22 protein-coding genes and 3 tRNA genes are annotated in these 23,865 nt (G+C 38.2%); 11 read left to right on the top strand and 14 right to left on the bottom strand.

The genetic code is table 11. The annotated features are described in order from the left end of the window. Window positions 1-74: 74 nt before the first annotated feature. Window positions 75-1,730 carry a hypothetical protein gene (locus tag EGT34_RS07120; protein WP_000257890.1) on the top strand — a complete coding sequence of 552 codons (1,656 nt, stop codon included), beginning with the start codon at window positions 75-77 and terminating at the stop codon, window positions 1,728-1,730. Further along, window positions 1,727-3,451 (top strand): CapA family protein, encoded by a 1,725-nt coding sequence (locus EGT34_RS07115; RefSeq protein WP_060454597.1) that lies wholly within the window; start codon window positions 1,727-1,729, stop codon window positions 3,449-3,451. Before EGT34_RS07120 ends, EGT34_RS07115 begins: the two co-directional genes overlap by 4 nt. On the opposite strand, the gene EGT34_RS07110 is transcribed toward EGT34_RS07115, so the two are convergent. After that, window positions 3,448-4,164 (bottom strand): metalloprotease, encoded by a 717-nt coding sequence (locus tag EGT34_RS07110; protein WP_000722324.1) that lies wholly within the window; start codon window positions 4,162-4,164, stop codon window positions 3,448-3,450. The genes EGT34_RS07115 and EGT34_RS07110 overlap by 4 nt on opposite strands. Window positions 4,165-4,245: 81 nt before the next feature. Between EGT34_RS07110 and EGT34_RS07105 the strand changes: the two genes are divergently transcribed. Then, window positions 4,246-4,575 carry an MGMT family protein gene (locus EGT34_RS07105; protein ID WP_005131011.1) on the top strand — a complete coding sequence of 110 codons (330 nt, stop codon included), beginning with the start codon at window positions 4,246-4,248 and terminating at the stop codon, window positions 4,573-4,575. A gap of 54 nt (window positions 4,576-4,629) precedes the next feature. Here the strand turns inward: EGT34_RS07105 and EGT34_RS07100 are convergent, their stop codons facing one another. The 5 genes from EGT34_RS07100 to carA all read right to left on the bottom strand — a co-directional run bounded on the left by EGT34_RS07100 (window position 4,630) and on the right by carA (window position 10,849). Continuing rightward, complete coding sequence (locus EGT34_RS07100) at window positions 4,630-5,067, bottom strand: universal stress protein (protein WP_000966781.1); 438 nt, start codon at window positions 5,065-5,067, stop codon at window positions 4,630-4,632. A 122-nt stretch (window positions 5,068-5,189) separates the two neighbouring features. Further along, complete coding sequence (locus tag EGT34_RS07095) at window positions 5,190-5,822, bottom strand: CatB-related O-acetyltransferase (protein ID WP_000380745.1); 633 nt, start codon at window positions 5,820-5,822, stop codon at window positions 5,190-5,192. 78 nt (window positions 5,823-5,900) lie between these two features. After that, window positions 5,901-6,377, bottom strand: coding sequence for a transcription elongation factor GreA (gene greA, locus EGT34_RS07090; protein ID WP_001190204.1), 477 nt, complete (start codon window positions 6,375-6,377; stop codon window positions 5,901-5,903). Between the two features lie 87 nt (window positions 6,378-6,464). Beyond that, window positions 6,465-9,695, bottom strand: coding sequence for a carbamoyl-phosphate synthase large subunit (carB, locus tag EGT34_RS07085; RefSeq protein ID WP_001126293.1), 3,231 nt, complete (start codon window positions 9,693-9,695; stop codon window positions 6,465-6,467). Window positions 9,696-9,709: 14 nt separating this feature from the next. Beyond that, on the bottom strand, window positions 9,710-10,849 hold the full coding sequence (carA, locus tag EGT34_RS07080) for a glutamine-hydrolyzing carbamoyl-phosphate synthase small subunit (protein ID WP_024437087.1): 1,140 nt from the start codon (window positions 10,847-10,849) through the stop codon (window positions 9,710-9,712). A 313-nt stretch (window positions 10,850-11,162) separates the two neighbouring features. On the opposite strand from carA, the gene EGT34_RS07075 reads away from it, so the two are divergent. Further along, window positions 11,163-11,750 carry a hypothetical protein gene (locus EGT34_RS07075; RefSeq protein WP_001282880.1) on the top strand — a complete coding sequence of 196 codons (588 nt, stop codon included), beginning with the start codon at window positions 11,163-11,165 and terminating at the stop codon, window positions 11,748-11,750. Window positions 11,751-11,809: 59 nt separating this feature from the next. Here the strand turns inward: EGT34_RS07075 and EGT34_RS07070 are convergent, their stop codons facing one another. Both EGT34_RS07070 and yhbY read right to left on the bottom strand, forming a co-directional pair. Then, on the bottom strand, window positions 11,810-12,346 hold the full coding sequence (locus EGT34_RS07070; RefSeq protein WP_000179363.1) for a DOMON-like domain-containing protein: 537 nt from the start codon (window positions 12,344-12,346) through the stop codon (window positions 11,810-11,812). A gap of 14 nt (window positions 12,347-12,360) precedes the next feature. Next, window positions 12,361-12,684, bottom strand: a complete 324-nt coding sequence (gene yhbY / locus EGT34_RS07065) for a ribosome assembly RNA-binding protein YhbY (RefSeq protein WP_000729551.1) — start codon at window positions 12,682-12,684, stop codon at window positions 12,361-12,363. Window positions 12,685-12,883: 199 nt separating this feature from the next. Here yhbY and rlmE point away from each other — a divergent pair, with 199 nt between their 5' ends. The 4 genes from rlmE to EGT34_RS07045 all read left to right on the top strand — a co-directional run bounded on the left by rlmE (window position 12,884) and on the right by EGT34_RS07045 (window position 16,996). Further along, on the top strand, window positions 12,884-13,534 hold the full coding sequence (gene rlmE / locus EGT34_RS07060; RefSeq protein WP_000235573.1) for a 23S rRNA (uridine(2552)-2'-O)-methyltransferase RlmE: 651 nt from the start codon (window positions 12,884-12,886) through the stop codon (window positions 13,532-13,534). Window positions 13,535-13,668: 134 nt separating this feature from the next. Beyond that, entirely contained in the window at window positions 13,669-15,564 is a 1,896-nt protein-coding gene (ftsH, locus tag EGT34_RS07055; RefSeq protein WP_001286662.1) for an ATP-dependent zinc metalloprotease FtsH, read from the top strand. A gap of 131 nt (window positions 15,565-15,695) precedes the next feature. Further along, the gene (folP, locus tag EGT34_RS07050; RefSeq protein ID WP_001176041.1) at window positions 15,696-16,547 is read left to right on the top strand and encodes a dihydropteroate synthase; all 852 of its coding nucleotides are present in this window, start codon (window positions 15,696-15,698) and stop codon (window positions 16,545-16,547) included. Between the two features lie 134 nt (window positions 16,548-16,681). Continuing rightward, on the top strand, window positions 16,682-16,996 hold the full coding sequence (locus tag EGT34_RS07045) for a DUF5713 family protein (protein WP_000461267.1): 315 nt from the start codon (window positions 16,682-16,684) through the stop codon (window positions 16,994-16,996). Here the strand turns inward: EGT34_RS07045 and EGT34_RS07040 are convergent, their stop codons facing one another. Together EGT34_RS07040 and EGT34_RS07035 are read right to left on the bottom strand one after the other, a co-directional pair. After that, window positions 16,997-17,341: a hypothetical protein gene (locus tag EGT34_RS07040; RefSeq protein ID WP_171519074.1), complete on the bottom strand. Its 345-nt coding sequence runs from the start codon at window positions 17,339-17,341 to the stop codon at window positions 16,997-16,999. 75 nt (window positions 17,342-17,416) lie between these two features. Then, window positions 17,417-17,502 (bottom strand) — tRNA-Leu (locus EGT34_RS07035). Between the two features lie 196 nt (window positions 17,503-17,698). Between EGT34_RS07035 and EGT34_RS07030 the strand changes: the two genes are divergently transcribed. Then, window positions 17,699-19,462, top strand: coding sequence for an alkaline phosphatase D family protein (locus EGT34_RS07030; protein WP_001290927.1), 1,764 nt, complete (start codon window positions 17,699-17,701; stop codon window positions 19,460-19,462). A gap of 99 nt (window positions 19,463-19,561) precedes the next feature. On the opposite strand, the gene EGT34_RS07025 is transcribed toward EGT34_RS07030, so the two are convergent. After that, window positions 19,562-19,647, bottom strand: a tRNA-Leu gene (locus tag EGT34_RS07025). 11 nt (window positions 19,648-19,658) lie between these two features. Then, a tRNA-Cys gene (locus tag EGT34_RS07020) sits at window positions 19,659-19,732 on the bottom strand. A gap of 152 nt (window positions 19,733-19,884) precedes the next feature. Between EGT34_RS07020 and folD the strand changes: the two genes are divergently transcribed. Next, window positions 19,885-20,733, top strand: coding sequence for a bifunctional methylenetetrahydrofolate dehydrogenase/methenyltetrahydrofolate cyclohydrolase FolD (folD, locus tag EGT34_RS07015; protein ID WP_001229846.1), 849 nt, complete (start codon window positions 19,885-19,887; stop codon window positions 20,731-20,733). Between the two features lie 240 nt (window positions 20,734-20,973). Continuing rightward, a complete protein-coding gene (locus tag EGT34_RS07010) occupies window positions 20,974-21,642 on the top strand; it encodes a class I SAM-dependent methyltransferase (protein WP_001278002.1) in 669 nt (222 codons plus the stop codon). Between the two features lie 19 nt (window positions 21,643-21,661). Here EGT34_RS07010 and EGT34_RS07005 read toward each other — a convergent pair whose 3' ends face one another. Then, complete coding sequence (locus tag EGT34_RS07005) at window positions 21,662-22,084, bottom strand: hypothetical protein (protein ID WP_001043188.1); 423 nt, start codon at window positions 22,082-22,084, stop codon at window positions 21,662-21,664. Between the two features lie 116 nt (window positions 22,085-22,200). Beyond that, on the bottom strand, window positions 22,201-23,532 hold the full coding sequence (locus EGT34_RS07000; protein ID WP_001984607.1) for an MFS transporter: 1,332 nt from the start codon (window positions 23,530-23,532) through the stop codon (window positions 22,201-22,203). Between the last annotated feature and the right edge of the window lie 333 nt (window positions 23,533-23,865).

Here is a 23,865-nt window from a genome sequence, read left to right as displayed (position 1 = left end):
CTTTGAAAGAGTTCATGCTATGATGCATTGAGAATTTTATAGAACAACAAATAACGGATAGGGACTTAATTCGAGTGGCGGTATTTTTAGACTTCAAAAGACAGCTCAAGCTTTGGTTAGAACATATCGTTCACCATGTTTCAGACCTTCAAGAAGAAACTATTTTATTTATATCATTTGGCCCTAAAGATCACAGATGTAGCGTATGGCATAGTGAAAAAACAGTGCTTTCACAAGCAACTCTACAATTATTTGATTTTATTGATGATCAGTTTTCGCCAGATCAACTTCCAGACTACATAAAAATTGATGTTGCTTACAATTTAGAAAAGCAAAGTTGGAACAAAATAGAGCAGCAGGTTCATCACCAATTTCACAATAATCATTACCGCAGAGGTATTGGATTTGATGATTCCTGTTCGGTAGCTTTTCTGGAGCAAGAAATATATGGAAAAGCCATTATTCGGGGCTTAAGTTATGACAAGCCGAACTTTTTTGATGAAACAAATCTGAACTATGCAATTAAACAAAAATATCGTGCAACAAAGCCGGAAATTAAACTTCAGTCACTACAAGAAGTGTGGACTTTCGATACCTATGCAACTTTTTATGAAAATGGACAATTTATTAATTTAGCGAGTCGCTACGATGCAAATGGTATTAGAGCCATTGCTAGCAATAAAAAACAGCACTTTAGAGACCTCATTGAAAAAAATGCAGCGTTTTTACATAGCCAGATTCAAGAAAATGGCAAATTCATTTATGGATATTTTCCTGCTTATGATCGTGATATACGGAACTATAATACGGTACGTCACTGTACTTCGCTTTACGCGCTTTTAGAGACTTTTGAAGTACAAGATAAACCTGAATATTGGCCTAAAATTGTTGCAGCAATTCAATACGCACTTACTACTTTCTATAAAGAAAAAGACCCAATAACTGCTTTTATGATTGATGGTAAAGAAGGGGAGCTAGAAATTAAATTAGGTGCAAATGCCGCAGCTATTTTAATGTTAACGAAATATCAAGAAATCACAGGAAAAGATGATTATTTAAAATATGCAGAGAAACTTGCTCATGGTATTTTAGAATTAGTAGATCCGGATGGATTAACTACTCATGTATTAAATTATCCAAATTATGATTTAAAAGAAAAGTTCAGAATCATTTATTATGATGGAGAAGCAGCATTAGCTTTATTAAGGTTATATCAAATTAATCAGGATAAAAGATTATTAGACACAGTTAAGTTAATGTTTGAAAATTTTATTCATAAAAGATATGAAAAATATCATGATCACTGGTTAAGTTATTGTACTAATGAGCTTACAAAAATATGTCCTGAAGAAAAATATTTTATTTTTGGTTTAAATAATTATTTAAAACATTTTATTTTTATTCGAAATAGAAAAACAACATATGCCACTTTATTAGAAATGCTAATGGCAGCCTATAAAATGGTAAATCGTTTAAAAGAGCAAGGCCATAATGCACTTTTTGAACAAGCATATATGTCTGAGTTAAAAAAACTCATTACGTTTCGAGCCGAATTTCAAACCACAGGTTTTTTCTATCCGGAAATAGCCATGTATATGGCTCGACCAGATAAAATATTGCATGCTTTTTATGTACGGCATGACCGCTTTAGAGTAAGAATTGATGATCAGGAACACAACCTTTCTGGTTATATTGCCTACGTAAAAGATTTCGAAGGAGGGGAGATATGAGTTACCCTCTATTTGAAATTAAGCTGCTAGCTGCTCTTGATCATGCTCAATTTGAAGAGGCAATTTGGGCATTTGAAATTGATGGAGACATTTCTACATTATTACTGATTGATTATGCATTAGAACAATTCCATCAAAAAAAAGTTCAAGCTGATGAAGTCTATCGGGTTCCTGAACAAAAAATTAAGAAAATTGGTGAACAAAATTTAGGTCTAGAAAAAAATGAATCATATACATTTGCCGAGCTCTTACAATTCTTAATTTTTACTCAGGCAAATGATGTTAAAGATGCCTTAAGCAATATGCTGTTTGGCTCTATTGAGCAAACACAATTGATCTTGTCTAAAAGAGCAGAAGATCACCAGTTAGCTTTAAGAACACCTAATCAATTAAAAAATCTATTTTTATTGGTAAAACACATTTATAGCTATCCAGCTGAGCTGAAAAAACTTTTCTTTATTAGAAGACTTTCTTTTAAAAATAAAGTATATCAACCGATTACGCCTTTGCTTGCTCATCCGGTACTCACTTCGGTTTTATATATCTCACATACCTTTAGACAGATTTATATCACTTATTCCGAACATAACCGGAGCATTGGTTTTTTCTCTTTTCTGGATGATATTCACCGTCTGGAGCATTTGGTTCCTTACTACCATTATTTTCAAGAAAAGCAGGTCGAGGCAAAAAAATATTCTTCTCAAACAGGCATTATCAATATTCTTGGAGATACCTATTTTGGTGAAATGTATACCGAAAAGCGTAAGTCTAGAGGACAAACAGATGCCTTACAGCAATATGGATATCATTATTCATTTGAAAAAATACAGCCCTTTTTAGGTAAAAATGACATCAACATAGCTAACTTTGAAGCAGTATTTTCTTTAGAAAGTCAATCGCCGTTAAAAGATAAAAAGCCATTTGTTTTAAAAGCAGATGCTAAAAAAACATTAGAAGAATTTAAGAGTATTCATCTAAATTATTTGGTTTTGGCAAATAATCATTTGATAGATTACGGTGAGCAAGGATTAGCCTATACATTACAGCAGTTGGATCAGGCGAGTATTTCTTATATTGGCGCTGGACTGAACCAGAAAGATGCTCACAATTACTTTGAAATCACTTTTGAGACTAAGCACTATGCGATTTTTAATGGTTATTGGCATAGAGACACGGCCTATCTGGATTATGACTTTTATGCATTAGGATCAAGAAGTGGAGTAGCTTGTTTAAATGGCGTTTTACTTGAACAAATAATGCGTTATAAGCAGGCTCATCCAGAACGCAAAATTATTGTTATTTGTCATTGGGGTGTCGACTTTAAGCCTATTACAAAAGACCAAACTAAACTCGCGACTATTCTTACTCAAGCAGGAGCGGATCTGATCGTTGGTCATGGTGCTCATACTATTCAGCCAATCCAGATCATCAATCAAAAGCCTGTTGTTTTTAATATAGGCAATGCAGTGTTTAATAGTGACGGTGAATATGAACAGCAAAATGCTTTGCCATTTGGCTGTATAGCTAGACTTGATGTGGCAAAAGATATCATTCGCCTTTACCCCATTTACACCAATAATTTACAAACATTTTGGCAGCCTTATCCTGTAGATGCTGAAGACTTCTCAAAGGCCAGTATTTATATGACATCTTTACTGACCCCTGAGAATTACATGGCATCCCAAGATAAATTAGGGAGATATCTTGAAGTTAAATTTTAAGGATATTGGTTGTAAGTCGATAAAATGGTTTGCAGTTGTACAGGAGTAAACCCTAAATTTCTTAAGCCACCACTGCCTAATTTACATTCGGCACTTGTCATAATATTGGTTGGAGTACGTTTTGTAGCCTTCGGTGCACAAACATGTTTTAGACCAAATACATGCCCCATCTCATGCACACTACCAGCCTGAATATTATAATTTAGACGGTTCCAATCTAATAAAATAAAAGGTTTGCCATTATTACGAAATGCTCTGCTTGTTACATCTTCAAATTTCCATTTTGTTGAGTAGGCATCATAAATAAAAACAATGACTTCTTTACTTGCAGTGCGCTTAGGAAAACATGTATTTACACTGGCAGGAATAGTTTCAGTAGAAATGGGATAAGGCTGGTTAATTTGCTGTTTCAAATCACAATGTAACTTTGAGAACTCTTCATAAGGGATATAACGGTGTAATTTAAATTTGAAAATCTTATTATTTTTATCATCTACATAATATTTATTTAAAATCTTAATTTCCTTACGCATTTGTTGATAATTATCAAATTTTGTAGCCTGAGGAGTATTGGTAGTAAAAACAAAAGTGACGGGAACAATAGGCCGACCATCTGCAGATATGCTTGGACCTCTTTCTGAAAGCAGAGGGGGACGAGTAGTACAAGAAACACACAGTAAAGTTCCACTGATCAACAGCAATATTTTTTTCATGCGATTTTCCCTTGAGCTCATCTTAGAGTAGGTTTAATTTTATTCAAAAATTTTTATATGATATGAATAATGTCAACGTTTATGGATTCCATTTTGACAACTCAGTATGAACTACATCGACAAATTTTAGAAGTCATCGCTTTGATTCCATATGGAAAAGTTGCAACTTATGGCCAAGTTGCTCGTATGGCAGGTTTACCTAAACATGCCAGATTAGTTGGGTATGTGCTTAAGCATCTTGAGGCAGATCATCAGGTCCCTTGGTATCGTGTTATTAATTCGCAAGGTAAAATTAGCCTAAGTAAGTTTAATGAAAAGGGCGAAAATATTCAGCAGTTAAAGCTTGAAGCAGAGGGAATCTATTTATTAAATGGCAAAGTAAACTTAAAGGAATTTGCTTGGCAGCCTTAAAAGTATTTTAATAATTGCCTGCCTTGCTCCATAAGCTAGACAGGCTTTTTAGTTTTAACGAACTATTAAAACCGGGATATGACTTTCACCTAAGACCTTTTGCGCAACACTTCCTAATACAAGTTTTCGTACACCTGTGCGGCCATGAGAACCCATCACAATCAGATCAGCATTAAGCTCTTGTGCAGCTTGAATAATTTCTTCGTGAACAACAAAACCTTCAAGTAATTTGGTTTCTACACTAAGACCTTCTTGCAAAAATTGTTGCTTGGCTTGCTCTAAAATATCTAGCAAATATGTTCTAGTACGCTCAATCAATTCATTGGTTTGCCCCGTCTTAACGTAAAGGTCAGCAATAATCGGGTCAAGTGCCATAACTTGTACAACCGTAATTTTACTGTTTAATGCTTTCCCAATTTTGATTGCTTCTTTCATAGCAACCATAGAAGTTTCAGAACCGTCAATTGGTACAAGAATATGTTGATATAACATGAGTTTATTCCTTATTGTAATGATGGTTATTTATTCAATACTTTATACTTCTTTTCTTACGATTTAAATTCGAGCACGTAATCATTTGTGTTTTTTAAGCAAGAAATTCTTGCAAATATATTTTATTCGCTCTGTAATTTTTTAAGATGTGCTGTTAATGCATCTATATCATCCGTTTGTAAATATTCCCGCATTTTTAAAACTTGTTTTTCATCTAAATCATAAATTTTTAAAGCAAGTAGTTTTTCTATTTGCTCCTGAGGAAAACGGTATTTAATAATTTTTGCAGGTACGCCACCAACAATTGCATAGGGGGGGACATCTTTAGTGACCACAGCTCCAGTTGCAACAACAGCACCTTCACCGATTTTTACACCTTGCATAATCATTGCACGGCTTCCAATCCAGCAGCCATCTGCAATGATAGTGTCACCAGCGGCTAAAAAACTTCGGGTATCAAAGGGGAATGTCGATATCCAGTCTGGCCGATGAAGTTGGTTACCACCCATCATAATCACGCATTCAGCGCCAAAACAAACAAAATTACCAATATAGAGCTGATCAATTGGCTTGTCAGGAGTAGAAGGCTTGTCATGTAGATATCGCACTACACAGCGTTCAAAACCTTGATCCCAATATGCCGAGTAGTAAGAGTAATTCCCTTTAATATGGATATTTGGATTTTTCACAGTTTTGGAAATAAACTCAAATTCACACCAATGGCGGACTGGTGTGTTAATTAGAGGAGTATCCATAATTTATTATCCAAACAAAAATGAGCCAAACCATATTAAATAAAAACCCCTCATGAAGAGGGGGTCAAGTGTATTACCTTAGAGATATTCTACACTTACAACTTCGTATTCAACTTCGCCTTGAGGAGTGGTAATTTTTACTTCATCACCTTCATTTTTACCCAAAAGGCCACGTGCAATTGGCGAATTTACTGAAATTTTATTGATTTTAAAATCAGCTTCATCATCACCAACAATCTTATAAGTCTTGCGTTCTTCAGTATCAAGGTTTTCAATCGTTACCGTAACACCGAATACAACACGACCGTTTTGTTCTAAGTCTTTAACATCGATGACTTGTGCAGCACCCAATTTTCCTTCGATATCTTGGATACGGCCTTCACAGAAACCTTGCTGTTCACGAGCAGCATGATATTCTGCATTTTCTTTTAAGTCCCCATGTTCACGTGCTTCAGCAATCGCTTGAGTAATACGTGGACGTTCAACAGTTTTCAGATGTTGTAATTCTTTCTCTAAGGCGATTTTACCTTCAGGGGTCATTGGATAACGTTGCATTTCGGTCCCTCTTAAGTTGAGAAAACACAGTTAAAAAAATGAAAAAATCCCGCCACCGATAAGGTGGCGGGACTTATCGGAAAAAAATTAACCTACAGTTAAATCTTGCAAGCGGTATACATCCATTGGCAATTTCACAGCAAAGGCTTGGCAAACCGCTTCTGCGCCATTGATAGTCGTTGTGTAATACACTTTGCCTTGTAGGGCAGCACGACGAATCATTGCAGAGTCATATTGAGCTTGTTTGCCTTCAGTAGTATTGACAATAAGGTGTATTTCACCATTTTTCAAGCGGTCAACAATATGTGGACGGCCTTCAGTTACTTTATTTACAGATTCACATTCTAAACCTGCTTCTTTAAGTACCTGATATGTTCCACCTGTTGCTACAAGTTTGAAGCCATATTCAACTAATTTCTTAGCAATATCAGCGATGTATTTCTTGTCTGACTCACGAACAGATAAGAACGCATGCTTTACTTCACCTTCAGTTGGCAAGCCTGGTAAGCGGTCATTTGAGCCTAAAACAGCCTTATAGAATGCTTCACCAAAGGTTTGACCAACACCCATTACTTCACCTGTAGATTTCATCTCAGGACCAAGCATTGGGTCTACGCCAGGGAATTTTGCAAATGGGAATACTGCTTCTTTTACTGCGAAACGATTTGGAATAATTTCTTTAGTAAAACCTTGAGACTCAAGTGATTGACCCGCCATACAACGAGCAGCTACTTTTGCTAAAGATTCACCAATACATTTCGATACGAATGGAACAGTACGTGATGCACGTGGGTTTACTTCGAGAACGTAAATATCGTTGCCTTTCACTGCGAACTGAACGTTCATTAAACCAACTACACCAAGTTCTTTTGCCATCGCAATTGTTTGACGACGCATCTCATCCTGAATCTCTTTAGAAAGAGAGTAAGGAGGAATAGAACATGCAGAGTCACCTGAGTGAATACCTGCTTGTTCGATGTGTTGCATAATACCGCCAATCACGACATCTTTACCGTCAGATACGCAGTCAACATCAACTTCAGTTGCATCATCAAGGAAGTGGTCAAGAAGAACAGGTGCTTCATTAGAAGCCTGTACTGCTTCACGAAGATAACGTTTAAGCTCATCTTCGTTATAGACGATTTCCATTGCACGGCCACCTAATACATAAGATGGGCGAACAACTAATGGATAGCCAACTTTCGCAGCTTCAGAAATACCTTCTTCAGCAGATTTTACAATGCTGTTGTTTGGTTGACGAAGCTGTAAACGTTGAATCATTTGTTGGAAACGTTCACGGTCTTCTGCACGGTCAATTGCATCTGGAGATGTACCGATAATTGGAGTACCAGCTTCTTCTAAAGCACGTGCCAATTTAAGTGGAGTTTGACCACCATACTGTACGATTACGCCTTTAGGCTTCTCTGTACGTACGATTTCAAGAACGTCTTCAAGTGTTACAGGTTCGAAGTATAGACGATCAGATGTGTCATAGTCGGTAGAAACAGTTTCAGGGTTACAGTTTACCATGATTGTTTCATAACCGTCTTCACGCATTGCTAAAGCAGCGTGTACACAGCAGTAGTCAAATTCGATACCTTGACCAATACGGTTTGGACCACCACCAATAACCATGATCTTGTCACGATTTGATGGGTTAGCTTCACACTCTTCATCGTAAGTCGAGTACATATATGCTGTACCAGATTCAAACTCGGCAGCACATGTATCAACACGTTTGTATACAGGGTAAACACCCAAGTTCCAACGTTGCTTACGGAATTGCTTTTGAGAAATACCCATGAGGTTCGCAATACGAAGGTCAGATAAACCTTTACGTTTGAACGAACGGATATTTTCAGCAGTGAGATCACCAAAACCTAAAGTTTTTACTTGAGCTTCTGTGTTGACAATATCTTGAATTTGGATCAAGAACCAACGGTCAATTTTAGTTGCTTCAAATACATCATCTAAAGAGAAGCCGTGACGGAATGCATCTGCTACGTACCAAATACGTTCAGGTCCCGGAACTTTAAGCTCTTTTAGAATAGTTTCTTTTACATTTGTTGCACCAGCTTCGATTTTCTCATCGAAACCGCTTACGCCAACTTCAAGACCACGTAATGCTTTTTGTACAGATTCCTGGAAGTTACGACCAATAGCCATGACTTCACCAACAGATTTCATCTGAGTGGTTAATACAGGTTCTGCTTGTGGGAATTTCTCGAAGTTAAAACGAGGAATCTTTGTTACAACGTAATCAATTGATGGTTCAAAGCTTGCAGGAGTTACGCCACCAGTGATGTCATTTTTCAATTCATCAAGGGTGTAACCAACAGCAAGTTTGGCTGCGATTTTTGCAATTGGGAAACCAGTTGCTTTAGACGCAAGCGCAGAAGAACGAGATACACGTGGGTTCATCTCGATCACAACCATACGGCCGTCTTTCGGGTTAATACCGAACTGAACGTTAGAACCACCTGTCTCAACACCAATTTCACGAAGAACTGCAACTGAAGCATTACGCATCAATTGATATTCTTTGTCAGTTAAGGTTTGAGCCGGTGCTACAGTGATTGAGTCACCTGTGTGAACGCCCATTGGGTCGAAGTTTTCGATCGCACATACGATAATACAGTTGTCGTTTTTGTCACGAACAACTTCCATTTCGTATTCTTTCCAGCCAATTAAAGATTCATCGATCAATAATTGGTGAGTAGGAGAGAGATCGAAACCACGTTCACAAATCTCAAGGAATTCTTCGCGGTTATATGCAATACCACCGCCTGAACCACCCATAGTGAATGATGGACGGATAATTACTGGGAAACCAAAGCGAGATTGAATTTCCAATGCTTCTTCCATTGTTTCAGCAATGGCAGCTTTTGGACATTCCAAGCCGATTTTGCGCATTGCTTCATCAAACAATTTACGGTCTTCAGCTTTTTCAATTGCTTCTTTTGTTGCACCAATAAGTTCTACGCCGTATTTTTCTAATACACCATTTTCATCAAGTGCAAGTGCGCAGTTAAGTGCAGTTTGTCCACCCATAGTAGGGAGTACTGCATCTGGGCGCTCTTTTTCAATGATTTGAGCAACAGTTTGCCAAGTAATTGGCTCAATATAAGTTGCATCAGCCATTGAAGGGTCAGTCATAATGGTTGCTGGGTTAGAGTTAACCAAAATAACACGATAGCCTTCTTCACGAAGTGCTTTACATGCTTGAGCACCAGAATAGTCAAACTCACAAGCTTGACCAATGACAATTGGACCAGCACCAATAATTAAGATGCTTTTAATATCCGTACGTTTAGGCATTATTCGCTCCTTAATTACTGTTTAGATGCTTCAATAAGTTCGATGAAATGATCGAACAAAGGTGCACAATCATGTGGACCTGGGCTTGCTTCAGGGTGACCTTGGAAGCTGAAAGCTGGTTTGTCTGTACGATGAATCCCTTGTAGAGTGCCATCGAACAATGATTTATGCGTTGCTTTTAAGTTAGCCGGTAATGTTTCTGCATCTACAGCAAAACCATGGTTTTGAGATGTAATCATCACTGTACCATCTTCAAGATTTTGTACAGGGTGGTTCGCACCGTGGTGACCATGATTCATTTTTACAGTTTTTGCACCAGAAGCGAGTGCCAAGATTTGGTGTCCTAAACAGATACCAAATACAGGTAATGTTGTGGTTTCAACAATAGTTTTTACAGCTTCGATAGCGTAATCACAAGCAGCTGGGTCGCCAGGGCCGTTTGAAAGGAATACGCCATCCGGATTAAGTGCTAATACTTTTTCAGCCGGAGTTTCAGCAGGTACAACAGTGAGTTTACAACCGCGCTCTGCAAGCATACGCAAGATGTTGGTTTTGACACCATAATCGTATGCAACCACATGGTATTTTAACTCAGGTTGAGTAAAGCCTTTACCTAATACCCATGAACCTTCAGACCATTCAAAGCCTGTCGGATCACAGCACTCTTTTGCGAGGTCTAAACCATTTAAACCACCAAAAGCGCGAGCTTTAGCAATTGCTTCTTCTTCAGTAATATTTTCGCCGGCAAGGATGCAACCATTTTGTGCACCTTTATCACGTAAAATACGAGTAAGTTTACGTGTGTCAATATCAGCAATTGCGACAACATTGTGCGCTTGCAAATATTCACTTAATGATTGCTCAGAACGGAAGTTGCTATGTAATAGTGGAAGGTCACGAATAATTAAACCATTCGCCCATACTTTATGGATACGACCAGATTCAACGTCTTCTTCGTTGCAACCAGTGTTACCAATATGAGGGTAAGTTAATGTCACAATTTGTTGTGCATAACTTGGGTCAGTCAAAATTTCTTGATAGCCTGTCATGGCTGTGTTAAAAACGACTTCTCCAGTCGTACTTCCCGTTGCGCCGATTGACGTTCCTTTAAAGATCGTTCCATCTGCGAGGGCTAAAATGGCGGGGGTGCTCAAACCAAAGCTCCTGAATTTCGGCTGTAAAAAAGCGAGTAGACCTAAAAAAGATAGGCGATGTTCTAAAAAAACATGCCCCTCCTCACTGGTCTGCTCGCTTGTAACTTAACAGCGCATTATACGCATGGAACCTTAAAAAGTCTATTTATTTTCTATTAAAAAATTTAATTCATTGCTTGCTTTTAGCAAAAAAATTCATCCACTTGTCTGAAATTGATACTTTTAGCAAATTGTCTGACAATCTGGCTGCTGAAATTGTCTAATTCCTTTTATTGTAATGTTAGCTAAAAAATAAACAATACGAGGAAATAGCATGAGCGATAACCAAGTTTCAAAAGACATAGCTGAGAATACTTCATCAGTAGCAGAGACTGTAAAAACAGAAGTAGCTGAAGCTAAAGAGGCCGTAGCCAAAACGACGACTCGAGCTAAAAAAGCGGTTAGCACTAAAGCTACACAGGTAAAAGAAGTTGTAGCTGAAAAAACAGAACAGGTCAAAGAAGTGGCTCACGAAGCGACTTCGCAAGTTAAAGAAGCTATTGCAGAAACACAAGAGCAAGTAAAAGCTGTAATTAATGAGACCGAAGAAAAGATTGAAGCTGAAACACAAGAATTGAATCAGAACATTCACAATCAATTTGCTCAGATTAAACAAGATATTTTACAGCGTCTTGATGTGATTAAAGCTCAGTTCAATACTTCACAAGAAGGATTGAATGAATTAAAAAATACTTTAAAAGCTGAAATCAATGCATTAATTGAAGATCTAACCAAAGTGACTAAGGAACTTAAAGGTGACATTAGCCAAATTTCTTTAAAACACAAAGACTCTTTAACTGAAAGCTTAAAACGCACTAAAAATAATGCGGTTGAAGCTTGGAACAAAGCAAGAGATCACTAAAGATTTAGCATTAAAAGTTAATAAAAAAAGCGAGAATTAATTTCTCGCTTTTTTGTTTTTTAAAACTCATGCAGCCAATCACGTTTATTGTGAAAATCAGCATGTTTTCCACTATGCTGCATTGCATAGTACTGCATACCATCTTTTGTTTTTAAAACAGCAGTCAAACCTAGATAAAGGTTTGCCCATTTTAAGCGGTGCTGTTGCATAAACTGGCTTAAGTCAAGACTTACATTTAACCCATAGTGGGTACGTTTGAGATGATTCAATTCGATATCGTAAGCAACGAGGGGAGGCATGCTTTCCGGATAGCGATATTCTTCAAACTGGTAAGTCTGCCATGCTTGAGAAGGGGAAAGATTAATTTCCCGGTAGAAATCTTCATCATGCACGCCAATGAAAATTTCAAAACAAGTCTCTTCCCACAAAAAGTCCTGGCGAGGATGAGCTGCGACTTCTTGGGGCCAGATAATTAGTTGGTTTGGATCACGAATCCAAAAACCCACATTTAATGTATATGGGGCTTGCTGTTCAATTGCGCCAACAACAGAAACAGCATGAAAACGATCAAAAGCTGAAAGTTCGTAACTTGCCATAAGTAGTCAATAAGTTAGTTTGCTAAGTGTGCGTGACGAACAAGGTTAGATAAATGTTGATTTTGCTTAGCTGCTTTTTTATAGAGTAAAACAATTTTACCAATTTTCTGGACAGCTTCAGCACCAGTTGCTTCTACAATCGCATCAATTACTGCGGCACGAGCTTCACGGTCTTCACCAGCAATTTTTACCTTGATGAGTTCATGATCGTTTAAAGCACGAAGCGTTTCTTCAATAACAGCGTCTGTTAAGCCTTGTCCACCAATCATGACAACCGGATTAAGCACATGACCAATTTGACGTAAACGTTTACGTTCATGAATAGATAAAGCGGCCATTAAAAATACCTGATTTTAAAAACGACTTAGTATAGCAAAAAACTTAAAATCAAATGTACGAAAAACTGTATAAATAATCGATCAACATTATTGGAAAAAAACTGTAAAAGTTATTGAGATTACGTTACATCCGTACTGTAATGAGAGTAATTTTCACGTACAATGAGCAATCAGAAGTTTTTTTGATATTTAGTGAGTTATGGCAACACGCATCACCAACCAAAAATTGTCTAAAAGTAGTCGTGCGTGGATGAGGGAACATCTAGACGATCCTTTTGTAAAAAAAGCACAAAAGGAAGGATATCGTGCACGAGCAGCGTATAAACTTCTTGAAATTCAAGAAAAATATAAGTTGATCAAGCCAGGCATGACAGTGGTGGACTTGGGAGCAGCTCCTGGGAGTTGGTCACAAATCGCTGGGAAACTCGTTGGTAGTAAAGGATTGGTTATTGCTTCCGATATTTTACCTATGGATGCTTTGCCAGATGTCACTTTCTTACAAGGCGACTTCAGAGAAGAAGCTGTATTTGAAAAATTGTTAAATATTTTAAACGGAAGACAAGTAGACATTGTAATTTCTGATATGGCCCCCAATACATCAGGTAATAGGGCTGTTGATCAACCTCGACAGATTTACTTGTGTGAACTTGCTTTAGACTTTGCTCAGAAAGTCTTGGGTCCAAATGGACAGTTTGTTGTTAAAGTGTTCCAAGGCGCAGGATTTGATGAGTTTCGTAAACAAGTCGTTGATAGTTTTGATGTGTTAAAAACAGCAAAACCAGCAGCTTCTCGGGCACGATCTAAAGAAGTTTTTTTGGTTGGACAAGGGCGTAAGAAAGCATTGCAATAAAGTTTACTTGCCAAGCTCCTAAAAATTGTGCATTTTGTATCTTTTAGGTTATCCGCAAGCAAGACAATTGCTGTTTTTAAGACGATCGGCCAAGTTTGGGCATGATCAAATTAGATTGATATGGGAATAAAGCTTTGAGCGATTACTTCAAGAATGCCGTATTGTGGCTAATAATACTTGGTGTTCTGATTTTAATTTTCAGTAATATCAGTGACCGCAATAAGCCAACTGCAATGAAATATTCAGATTTTGTTGCAGCGGTGAATGCTGGCCAAATTAAGCAAGTCACGATTGACGGTTTAAATATTAGTGGTGAAAAAACTAACGGATCTCAGTTTGAAACTGTTCGTCCGCAAGTTGAAGACACTGAACTTATGCCAAGCTTAAACAAGCAAAATGTTGTTGTAGAGGGCACAGCACCACAACGTCAAGGCATTTTGATGCAACTTCTCATTGCTAGTTTCCCTGTACTGTTAATCATTTTGTTATTCATGTTCTTTATGCGTAACATGGGTGGTGGTGCAGGCGGCAAAAATGGTCCGATGAGTTTTGGTAAGTCGAAGGCAAAAATGCTTTCTGAAGACCAAATCAAAGTGACTTTTGCTGACGTTGCCGGTTGTGATGAAGCGAAACAAGAAGTTGTGGAAATTGTAGATTTCTTAAAAGATCCTGCAAAATTCAAACGCTTGGGCGCTACTATTCCACGTGGCGTGCTTATGGTTGGTCCTCCAGGTACTGGTAAAACGTTATTAGCCAAAGCAATTGCTGGTGAAGCAAAAGTTCCATTCTTTAGCATTTCTGGTTCTGACTTTGTTGAGATGTTTGTGGGTGTGGGTGCGTCCCGTGTCCGTGATATGTTTGAACAAGCAAAACGTCATGCGCCATGTATTATCTTTATTGATGAGATTGACGCAGTAGGTCGTCACCGTGGTTCAGGTACAGGTGGTGGTCATGATGAACGTGAGCAAACCTTAAACCAAATGCTCGTAGAGATGGACGGTTTTGAAGGTAATGAAGGCGTAATCGTTATTGCTGCGACTAACCGTGTTGACGTATTAGATAAAGCATTGTTACGTCCAGGCCGCTTCGACCGTCAAGTTATGGTTGGTTTACCTGACATCCGTGGTCGTGAACAAATTCTGAATGTACATTTGAAAAAATTGCCTTCAGTTACTGGTGTAGATGTTAAAGTTTTATCTCGTGGTACACCTGGTTTCTCTGGTGCTCAGTTGGCAAACCTTGTAAATGAAGCTGCTTTGTTTGCTGCTCGCCGTAATAAGAACACTGTCGATATGCATGACTTTGAAGATGCAAAAGACAAGATCTATATGGGTCCTGAACGTAAATCAATGGTTCTACGTGAAGAAGAGCGTCGTGCAACTGCTTACCATGAAGCTGGACATGCAATTGTTGCTGAGATTTTACCGGGTACTGACCCTGTGCATAAGGTAACAATTATGCCGCGTGGTTGGGCTTTAGGTGTAACTTGGCAGTTACCTGAACAAGATCAGATTAGCCACTATAAAGACAAAATGCTAAATGAAATTGCAATTTTGTTTGGTGGACGTATTGCTGAAGAAGTCTTCATTCAGCAACAATCGACTGGTGCTTCAAATGACTTCGAACGTGCTACAAAAATGGCTCGTGCGATGGTAACGAAGTACGGTATGTCTGACAAAATGGGTGTGATGGTTTACGAAGATGAAAACCAAAATGGATTCTTTGGTAACGTAGGTAGCCGTACAATTTCTGAAGCGACTCAACAACAAGTTGATCAGGAAGTACGCCGTATTTTAGATGAACAATATAAAGTTGCTCGTGATATCTTGGAAAATAATAAAGATATCGCCCATGCAATGGTTAAAGCGTTGATGGAATGGGAAACTATTGATCGTGACCAAATCCGTGACATCATGGAAGGCCGCGAACCTCAACCACCGAAAGTTTATATTGCTGAAAATCCGGTATCTGCGTTTGAGCCGCCAAAAGATGGTCCATCTACTCCGCCGCCATTACCAGCGATGAATTAAGTTAATTAATAAAGAAGCCACAGTCATGTGGCTTTTTTATTTGTCTTAACTTTGGATAAAGCTGAAAAGAAATCGACAGCATGTAAAGCTTACTTGCTAAAATAGCCGCTGATTTTGAACCGGAGCTTTTTATGCAGTTAATATCTTTACCAAAGCAGATTTTACAGTGTGGACAGCTTCAATTAGATTTATCTCAGCCCCATGTTATGGGTATCTTAAATGTCACTCCTGATTCTTTCAGTGATGGTGGTAAACATAACCAATTAGACCAAGCGGTTGATCATGCACTTAGTATGATTGAGCAAGGCGCGACTATTATTGATATTGGGGGGGAATCTACCCGACCTGGTGCTTCAGAAGTTGTAGTAGAAGAAGAAGTGCGTCGTGTAGTACCTGTGGTCGAGGCTTTATCTCACCATAACGTTATTTTGTCGATCGACACAAGTCAGCCAGAAGTTATTCGCGCAGCAAAAGCAGCAGGAGCACATATCTGGAATGATGTCCGTGCCTTAACACGTCCCAATGCTTTAAAAACTGCCGTAGAATTAGATATACCTGTAGTAATTATGCATATGCGCGGTGAACCAACGACAATGAATCAGTTGGATCAGTACACTAATGTAACACTCGATGTGATGCAAGAGTTGCAACAGCGTATTGATGAGGCTTTGGCTGCTGGGGTAAAAAAGCACAATATTATTGTTGATCCTGGATTTGGCTTTGCGAAAAATGCCCAGCAAAATTTAAAACTATTAAAAGAATTTTGGAAACTTAATGAACTTGGTTATCCAATTTTATCTGGCCTTTCTCGTAAACGTTTCATAGGTGAAGCTTTACAGGGCGCTCCTGCAGATCAACGTGCTGTGGGAAGTGTAACTGGGCATTTGCTTAGTATTGAGCAGGGAGCATCCATTGTAAGAGCGCATGATGTAAAGGAAATGCATGAAGCAATTTTAGTTTGGAAAGCGATACAGCAAGCCTAAATAATGACGTTATAAAATTGGACTTGCTCAGTGCTCATTAAAATAGAGTGGATGAGTGAGTCGGGTAAATATCTCGTGATTTTTACGAAAATATGTTATAAGCGGCAAGTTTTTGCTGTTGTGTAAACTTTTGTATGTTTGAAGACTTACTTCTCCCAATGTTTGATGATGAATATTATCCAGATATTTTGGTCGCTGAACTCAAGCAGCTTATTGAGCAATTTGCTAAAAAAGTTCAAAAACCTGCTTTAGCTGAGCAAGATATCTATCGATATGCTCATCAGACTGTAAATGAAATTAATGAAATGAAGCCACAGTTCGAAGATCTAGACTCATCGCTTGATGATAGTGCTGCTGATTATATTGCTGAGGCAATGATGATGGTGGTACAAGATGCAGGATATTTAGATCTGGAAATGGAAGAGTTGGTGATGAATCGAGAGTGGTGATTACTCTCGATTTTCAAAATTTTTGAGAGCTTCTAATAAATGACATGTCTCGTCTAAATGAACTTCGTCTATTTTCTCAATTTTTAAAATTAAATTTCCATTCTGCTGTTCATTTACTTCTGCCAATACGCTGACCCAATAGTTTTTTTGTTGCTGCTGTAGCTCTTTAAATTGAGTAAATATCTCTTGAGGGGCTTCAATTAGATAGTCATCTTGAGTAATAGAGCAGCGTACAAAGTGCCAATCATTATTTTTGAACAAGATTGTACCGTTAAATATATCTTCGGCATTTGTAAAGGGTATAAAAAAGAGTAGAGCGGATATAAATATTAATATTCTGATCATGGCATTATTTTCATCAGGAATAAAAAAACCAGCTTACGCTGGATTCTTTATGGCACCAAATTCAATAGTTGAAAATGGTGCCCGGGGCCGGACTCGAACCGGCACGCTTTGAGGGCGGGGGATTTTAAATCCCCTGTGTCTACCTATTTCACCACCCGGGCATGTGCGCAATAATAGAGGACAAGTGCGCGATTGGCAAGAGAAAAACAGAGAGTTTGCTTTATTTTCAATCAGTTCTTATCAGTATTTCTATAAATTAACCAATTTATGTCATGATTTGTTCATCAAACTGAGATCAGTTGTTCATCTTCTCTACTTAAGTTTAAGACACTCATTGCTTAAAACTTAGGTAATTTTATGTCAGAGAAAATTTCACGCCGAGAATTAATTCAAAAAAGTCTACTCGGTTTTGGGGCTTTATCTATACCTGTTGCTTTTACAGGTTGTAATGATGGCTCAGATGATGAAAGCCCAGAAATACAAGCAGATTTTCTTCATGGTGTCGCAAGCGGAGACCCACTACAAGATAAAGTTATTTTGTGGACACGAGTAACACCGACAGACTCTGGGGTGCGCTTAAAAGTTGTATGGGAAATTTCAACCGATAATCAGTTTAAACAAAATTTAAAGACGGGAATGGTTGAAACAAGCAAGACTGATGACTTTACAGTGAAAGTTGATGCAGCTGGGTTACAAGCAGATACGGTGTACTACTACCGTTTTAAATTTGGTAATAAAGTTTCACCGGTTGGGCAGACGAAAACATTACCAACATCCACCAATAAAGTGAGCTTTGCAGTATGTTCTTGTTCTAACTATCCTGCGGGTTACTTTTATGTTTATCGTGAACTGGCAAAACAGAATGTTGATGTCATTATTCACTTGGGTGACTATATTTATGAATATGGGGCAGATGGCTATGCGACAGAAGATGCAACCAAGTTAGGCCGTAATTTACCTGCCGATAATAATAAAGAAATTATTAAATTAGATGATTACCGCAAACGTTATGCGCTTTATCGTCAAGATAAAGATTTGCAAGCAGCTCATCAGCGCCATCCTTTTATTGTGATTTGGGATGACCATGAGTTGGCAAATGATGCTTGGCGTGAGGGGGCGGAAAACCATCAAAGTAATGAAGGGGCCTTTTCGGACCGTAAATTAGCTGCCCTACAGGCCTATTTTGAATGGATGCCAATTCGTCCAGTTTCTAGTACAGATCATTTAAATATTTATCGCCAGTTTAACTTTGGCTCTCTTGTTCAGTTAACCATGCTAGATACGCGTATTATTGCGCGTGATAAGCAGCTTGCATATACAGACTACATGACGGCTACAGGCTTGGATATTGCTAAGTTTCAGGCAGATTTAACTAATCCGGTGCGTACTTTGATGGGGTATACGCAAAGAGATTGGTTGGTCGATAAATTAAAGCAATCTACAGCAACATGGAATGTAGTAGGACAGCAAGTATTAATGAGTAAAATGTGGATTCCAGCTGAGTTGTTGGCGTCTTTAGGGCAAATTACTTCAGGAGGAACTTCGCCTGAGGCGCTTGCTAAGATGAATGCACAAATTACCGAGTTGGTCGCTTTAAAACTTCGTTTACAACAAAATGATCCGACATTAACAGCCCAAGAAAAAGCAAGAATTATGACGGTTGCGCCATATAATCTCGATGCTTGGGATGGTTACTATGCTGAGCGAGAGTTTGTGTACGATAAATTGGCAGAGTTTAATAAAAAGATCATTGTGTTAGCCGGTGATACACATAATGCATGGGCATCTTATTTATATAGCCAGAAAGGGAAATATGTTGGAGTTGAATTAGCGACTAGCTCTGTATCGTCTCCAGGTTTGGAAAAATATTTAAGTATTCCACTGGCTCAGCTTCAACAGTTTGAATTTGCATTTACTAAATTAATTGATGAATTGGTTTATTGTAATTTAAATCAACGAGGATATTTGTTGGTTACTCTAGATCAGGTGCAAGTTCATTCTGAGTGGAGATTTGTAGATTCAATTAAAAATGCTGAATATCAGATAGATTCAAGCCGACAAAACGATATTGTATTGGATCTGAATTTGATGCCGTTAAAACAAGGTCAAAAGACGGCTTAAAATTAAAAAAATAGAGGGTTACATAGTAGCCCTTTTTTTAAGTATAAAAAAACCAGCTTACGCTGGATTCTTTATGACACCATATTCAGTACTTGAAGATGGTGCCCGGGGCCGGACTCGAACCGGCACGCTTTGAGGGCGGGGGATTTTAAATCCCCTGTGTCTACCTATTTCACCACCCGGGCTTTACCAAATTTGGAGGCGGAGGTCGGAATCGAACCGGCGTCCACGGAGTTGCAGTCCGCTGCATGACCACTCTGCCACCCCGCCTGCATTTGGTGATGCACATATTAGCAACCTTTACAAAAAAAACAATACTGTTTTGAGCGAAGATGCACATAAAAACAACATCTAGAATAAAATTGTCGAAATTATCATGTATTATTGGCACATTAAATTCATGTCTATCTTGGAGATGTGCTGTGGCATTGGTTTTAGACGGTCGTGCATTAGCAAAGCAAATTGAAGAAAATTTGTTGGTACGTGTTGAAGCTTTAAAAGCGAAAACAGGTCGTACCCCAATTTTAGCGACTATTTTGGTTGGGGATGATGGTGCCTCTGCAACTTATGTACGTATGAAAGGGAATGCCTGCCGCCGAGTAGGTATGGATTCATTAAAAATCGAATTACCACAAGAAACCACAACAGAACAATTATTAGCTGAAATTGAAAAGCTTAATGCCAATCCAGATGTTCACGGTATTCTTTTACAGCATCCAGTTCCTGCACAAATTGATGAGCGCGCATGTTTTGATGCGATCTCTTTAGCAAAAGATGTAGATGGCGTAACTTGCCTTGGTTTTGGCCGTATGGCAATGGGTGAAGCTGCATATGGTTCAGCGACTCCTGCTGGCATTATGACGATTCTTAAAGAAAATAATATCGAAATTGCTGGCAAACACGCGGTTGTAGTTGGTCGTTCCGCAATTTTAGGTAAACCAATGGCAATGATGTTGTTACAAGCAAATGCGACAGTAACGATTTGTCATTCACGTACACAAAACTTACCTGAGCTTGTGAAACAAGCTGACATTATTGTTGGTGCTGTAGGTAAAGCTGAACTTATTCAAAAAGACTGGATTAAACAAGGTGCAGTTGTTGTAGACGCTGGTTTCCATCCGCGTGATGGCGGTGGTGTAGGCGATATTCAATTACAAGGTATTGAAGAAATTGCTTCTGCTTATACACCAGTACCGGGTGGTGTTGGTCCAATGACCATTACAACTTTGATTCGTCAAACTGTAGAAGCTGCTGAAAAAGCTTTAGGTTAATTTAATTTATTCACGGCGGCGTCCTACCGTTTAACGCAAATGTTAGGAGCTCGTATGTTACTTTTCTTTCGGGATGAGTAGCGAATGCTACGCAAGACCAAAACGGTTGCACTAATTAAAGCAGTGGAATTGAACTAACGTATTTTTAGTAACTAGCCACTATCATGCTTTAAGCTACTGTTTTAGTCTTGCTCGCGATGCAGATGATCAAATAGTAATTATAAATTGTTGAGCTTATTTATGAGCTGCACCTTTCAACTGTCCAAAGCCCCTGAACATTTACTTCAAGCCTTACATGAAGTCATTCCTCATTGTGAATTAATGGCACAACAGTTGCCAGAAACTCCAATTTCTTTATGGTTGATTCCACCTGTTTTTCCAACTGATCGATTGGATGACGAAGTTATTCGCCGTATCTGGAATGACACGCCGTATTGGATTTTCTGTTGGGCATCAGGCTTGGCGATGGCTCAGTGGATACTTGCAGAGCCGCACCATGTTAAAGATAAAATGGTGTTAGATTTCGGAGCAGGTTCTGGTGTAGTGGCAATTGCTGCAAAAATGGCAGGAGCAAAACGCGTAATCTGCTGTGATATTGATCAGGTCAGTTTAAATGCTTGCCGTGAAAATGCTTTACTTAATGATGTAGAACTCGAATATTTGGATGATTTATATAAGGCTGAACAAGTCGATGTTTTACTTGCTGCCGATGTGTTATATGACCAATGTAATCGCTTTTTCTTAGACGAATTTTTAAAATTTGCACCTGAAGTATGGGTAGCAGATAGCCGTGTTAAAAATTTTAGTCATCCAAAATATGAAAAAATTGAAGAAAGAAGTGCAACAACTTGGCCAGATCTGGATGAAGCGAAAGAATTTAGAAATGTAAGTTTTTATAAGACGCTGTAAAAACAGCGTCTTTTTTATGTTATGAACAAGTATAACGAACGACTTTTAATGTACTTGGACGTGCTTCAAGTGCTTGGCGTGTCGCATAATCTTCACCATTATTTAAGCTAGGTGTATTTGATAAGCCAAAAGAAGCGCGGGTTTCACCTAGTTGAATTCCGTAATGCTCATCTTTAGCTGGATTAGGAATTTCATTGATGCTTAAAATTGATAATTTATAAACTTTCTGAGCACCTAACACATTTTGACAAGCACGTTGCAATTTACGCTCATCAAGTTGCTGGTTACTACGACCAGCTAAAGTGTAAGCTAAAGTCGCTGAAGTTTTTGTTTGGTTTTCAATCTGGTAGCCAGTTGAACCATTATATTGTCGAGGCGTAGTCTGACATGCAGTTAAAATGAACATACTACTTAATGCCAAACATAGAATACTTTTATTCATCAGTATCGTCCTTATTTTCTTATATGAAGTATCTCATAAAATAGAAACGTTGTTGGAGCTTATTCACTAAGTTAGAGCTAACATTCACTTATGATATTAGCTCTAATTGAAGGATTTTAATGTTCTTTAATTTTTGAATGATGCTTGGTGTCTTTCATGAAGATATAAATCAGCAATGAAATGAAAATCATGATACTGACGTAAATAAAGAACCAAGATTCGTGCCCGGCTTCTTTAAAACTTAATGCAAAAAACTCGGCTGTACCACCAAATAAAGTATTCGCAATTGCATAAGGTAATGCGACACCTAAAGCTCGAATATGTGCAGGGAAAAGTTCAGCCTTCACTACAGCATTAATTGATGTGTAGCCGGTTACCATAACCAGTCCACCTAAACATAGCCAGAAAGCAGTCCAGTAGTTATGCGTGTTTGCAAGTGTATCAAACAAAATATAAGTGAATAAAACACCTGTGACCCCGAAGGCGATCATAAGCGGTTTACGGCCAATCCGATCTGATAAGGCACCTGCCAATGGCTGTAAGCACATAAAGATGAATAAGGCTAAAGTGGTAATTTGAGTAGCCTCAGGCTTGGTAAAACCAGAAGTATTCACTAAATATTTCTGTAAATAGGTGGTGTAAGTATAAAAAGCTAAAGTACCACCAGCAGTTAGGAATAATACAGTGAAGGCCTCTTTAGGATAATGTTTAAATAAAGCAAACATTCCTGATTTCGGCTGATCTGTTTCTGCTTGAGCGTTTTTAAAGGATTGAGTTTCCAATAAGCCACGACGAATACGGAACACCACAATAGCTAAAAGGGCTCCGATGAAAAACGGAACACGCCATCCCCAGTCATGTAGCTGTTCTTCGGTAAGTATCATTTGCAAGATGAGTAGTACGCATAAAGCTGTAAGCTGTCCTGCAATTAAAGTGACATATTGAAAGCTTGAGAAAAAACCACGACGATCTTTTTCTGCCATTTCACTTAAATACGTTGCACTTGCGCCATATTCACCGCCTACACTTAAGCCTTGAATTAAACGTGCAATAACCAAAAGCAATGGAGCAAATACACCAATACTTTCGTAGGAGGGTGTAACAGCAATCAGTAGCGAACCGATACACATTAAAGTAACGGAAAGTGTAAGGCCCGCTTTACGTCCTTTACGGTCAGAATAGATCCCCATAATCCATGCGCCAATGGGACGCATAAGGAAACCCACTGCAAAAATAGCTGCAGCTTGAAGAAGTTGAGCGGTTTGACTTCCTTTTGGGAAAAATGCATGAGCAAAATAGAGCGTAAATGCGGCATATACATACCAGTCGTACCATTCGACAAGGTTACCGGCAGAACCGCCCAAAATTGATTTTAGACGGGTTTTTGTATCTAAATTAGAATGTGGAGTTGTTGCGGTAGAAGGTTGATCAACCATGATTCGCTCCATGTTTCGCTTGGGTTGAATGCTAAAAAAGAGAAGATTTATTCCGTTTTTACATATTATCTACAGGAGTATTTCACTTTATTTTTTTTATGTCTGTAAAACAATGTTTATTATTTAAGCAAAGGAATAAGTTGAATATTTATGTGATTTCAAATTAGCCGATCAGCATATTTTTATCTTCTAATTTCAATATTTTTCTTATTACTTTTTTCCATGCAGTAAAAAATTGATAAAGAATGGGTAATGTTTGGACGAAGAAAGCCTATGCCACTTAAAAATAATGATATATTCCAAAGAAAATTTTAAATAAATACAGTTAGGCATGATGTTTTTGCA

This window comes from Acinetobacter sp. FDAARGOS_558 (assembly GCF_003937785.1).
Taxonomy (GTDB): Bacteria; Pseudomonadota; Gammaproteobacteria; order Pseudomonadales; family Moraxellaceae; genus Acinetobacter; species Acinetobacter baumannii.
This window is presented reverse-complemented; position numbering and strand designations above follow the sequence as displayed.

What these genes read in the sequence shown, in the direction of transcription:
- rlmE (WP_000235573.1), top strand. Translation starts at nt 12,884, where the DNA reads ATGGCAACACGCATCACCAACCAAAAATTGTCTAAAAGTAGTCGTGCG.
- EGT34_RS07115 (WP_060454597.1), top strand. Translation starts at nt 1,727, where the DNA reads ATGAGTTACCCTCTATTTGAAATTAAGCTGCTAGCTGCTCTTGATCAT.
- yhbY (WP_000729551.1), bottom strand. Translation starts at nt 12,684, where the DNA reads ATGGCCGCTTTATCTATTCATGAACGTAAACGTTTACGTCAAATTGGT.
- greA (WP_001190204.1), bottom strand. Translation starts at nt 6,377, where the DNA reads ATGCAACGTTATCCAATGACCCCTGAAGGTAAAATCGCCTTAGAGAAA.
- EGT34_RS07100 (WP_000966781.1), bottom strand. Translation starts at nt 5,067, where the DNA reads ATGTTATATCAACATATTCTTGTACCAATTGACGGTTCTGAAACTTCT.
- EGT34_RS07070 (WP_000179363.1), bottom strand. Translation starts at nt 12,346, where the DNA reads ATGGCAAGTTACGAACTTTCAGCTTTTGATCGTTTTCATGCTGTTTCT.
- EGT34_RS07095 (WP_000380745.1), bottom strand. Translation starts at nt 5,822, where the DNA reads ATGGATACTCCTCTAATTAACACACCAGTCCGCCATTGGTGTGAATTT.
- carB (WP_001126293.1), bottom strand. Translation starts at nt 9,695, where the DNA reads ATGCCTAAACGTACGGATATTAAAAGCATCTTAATTATTGGTGCTGGT.
- EGT34_RS07030 (WP_001290927.1), top strand. Translation starts at nt 17,699, where the DNA reads ATGTCAGAGAAAATTTCACGCCGAGAATTAATTCAAAAAAGTCTACTC.
- EGT34_RS07010 (WP_001278002.1), top strand. Translation starts at nt 20,974, where the DNA reads ATGAGCTGCACCTTTCAACTGTCCAAAGCCCCTGAACATTTACTTCAA.
- EGT34_RS07045 (WP_000461267.1), top strand. Translation starts at nt 16,682, where the DNA reads ATGTTTGAAGACTTACTTCTCCCAATGTTTGATGATGAATATTATCCA.
- EGT34_RS07105 (WP_005131011.1), top strand. Translation starts at nt 4,246, where the DNA reads ATGGATTCCATTTTGACAACTCAGTATGAACTACATCGACAAATTTTA.
- EGT34_RS07110 (WP_000722324.1), bottom strand. Translation starts at nt 4,164, where the DNA reads ATGAAAAAAATATTGCTGTTGATCAGTGGAACTTTACTGTGTGTTTCT.
- EGT34_RS07075 (WP_001282880.1), top strand. Translation starts at nt 11,163, where the DNA reads ATGAGCGATAACCAAGTTTCAAAAGACATAGCTGAGAATACTTCATCA.
- folP (WP_001176041.1), top strand. Translation starts at nt 15,696, where the DNA reads ATGCAGTTAATATCTTTACCAAAGCAGATTTTACAGTGTGGACAGCTT.
- EGT34_RS07005 (WP_001043188.1), bottom strand. Translation starts at nt 22,084, where the DNA reads ATGAATAAAAGTATTCTATGTTTGGCATTAAGTAGTATGTTCATTTTA.
- EGT34_RS07040 (WP_171519074.1), bottom strand. Translation starts at nt 17,341, where the DNA reads ATGATCAGAATATTAATATTTATATCCGCTCTACTCTTTTTTATACCC.
- EGT34_RS07000 (WP_001984607.1), bottom strand. Translation starts at nt 23,532, where the DNA reads ATGGAGCGAATCATGGTTGATCAACCTTCTACCGCAACAACTCCACAT.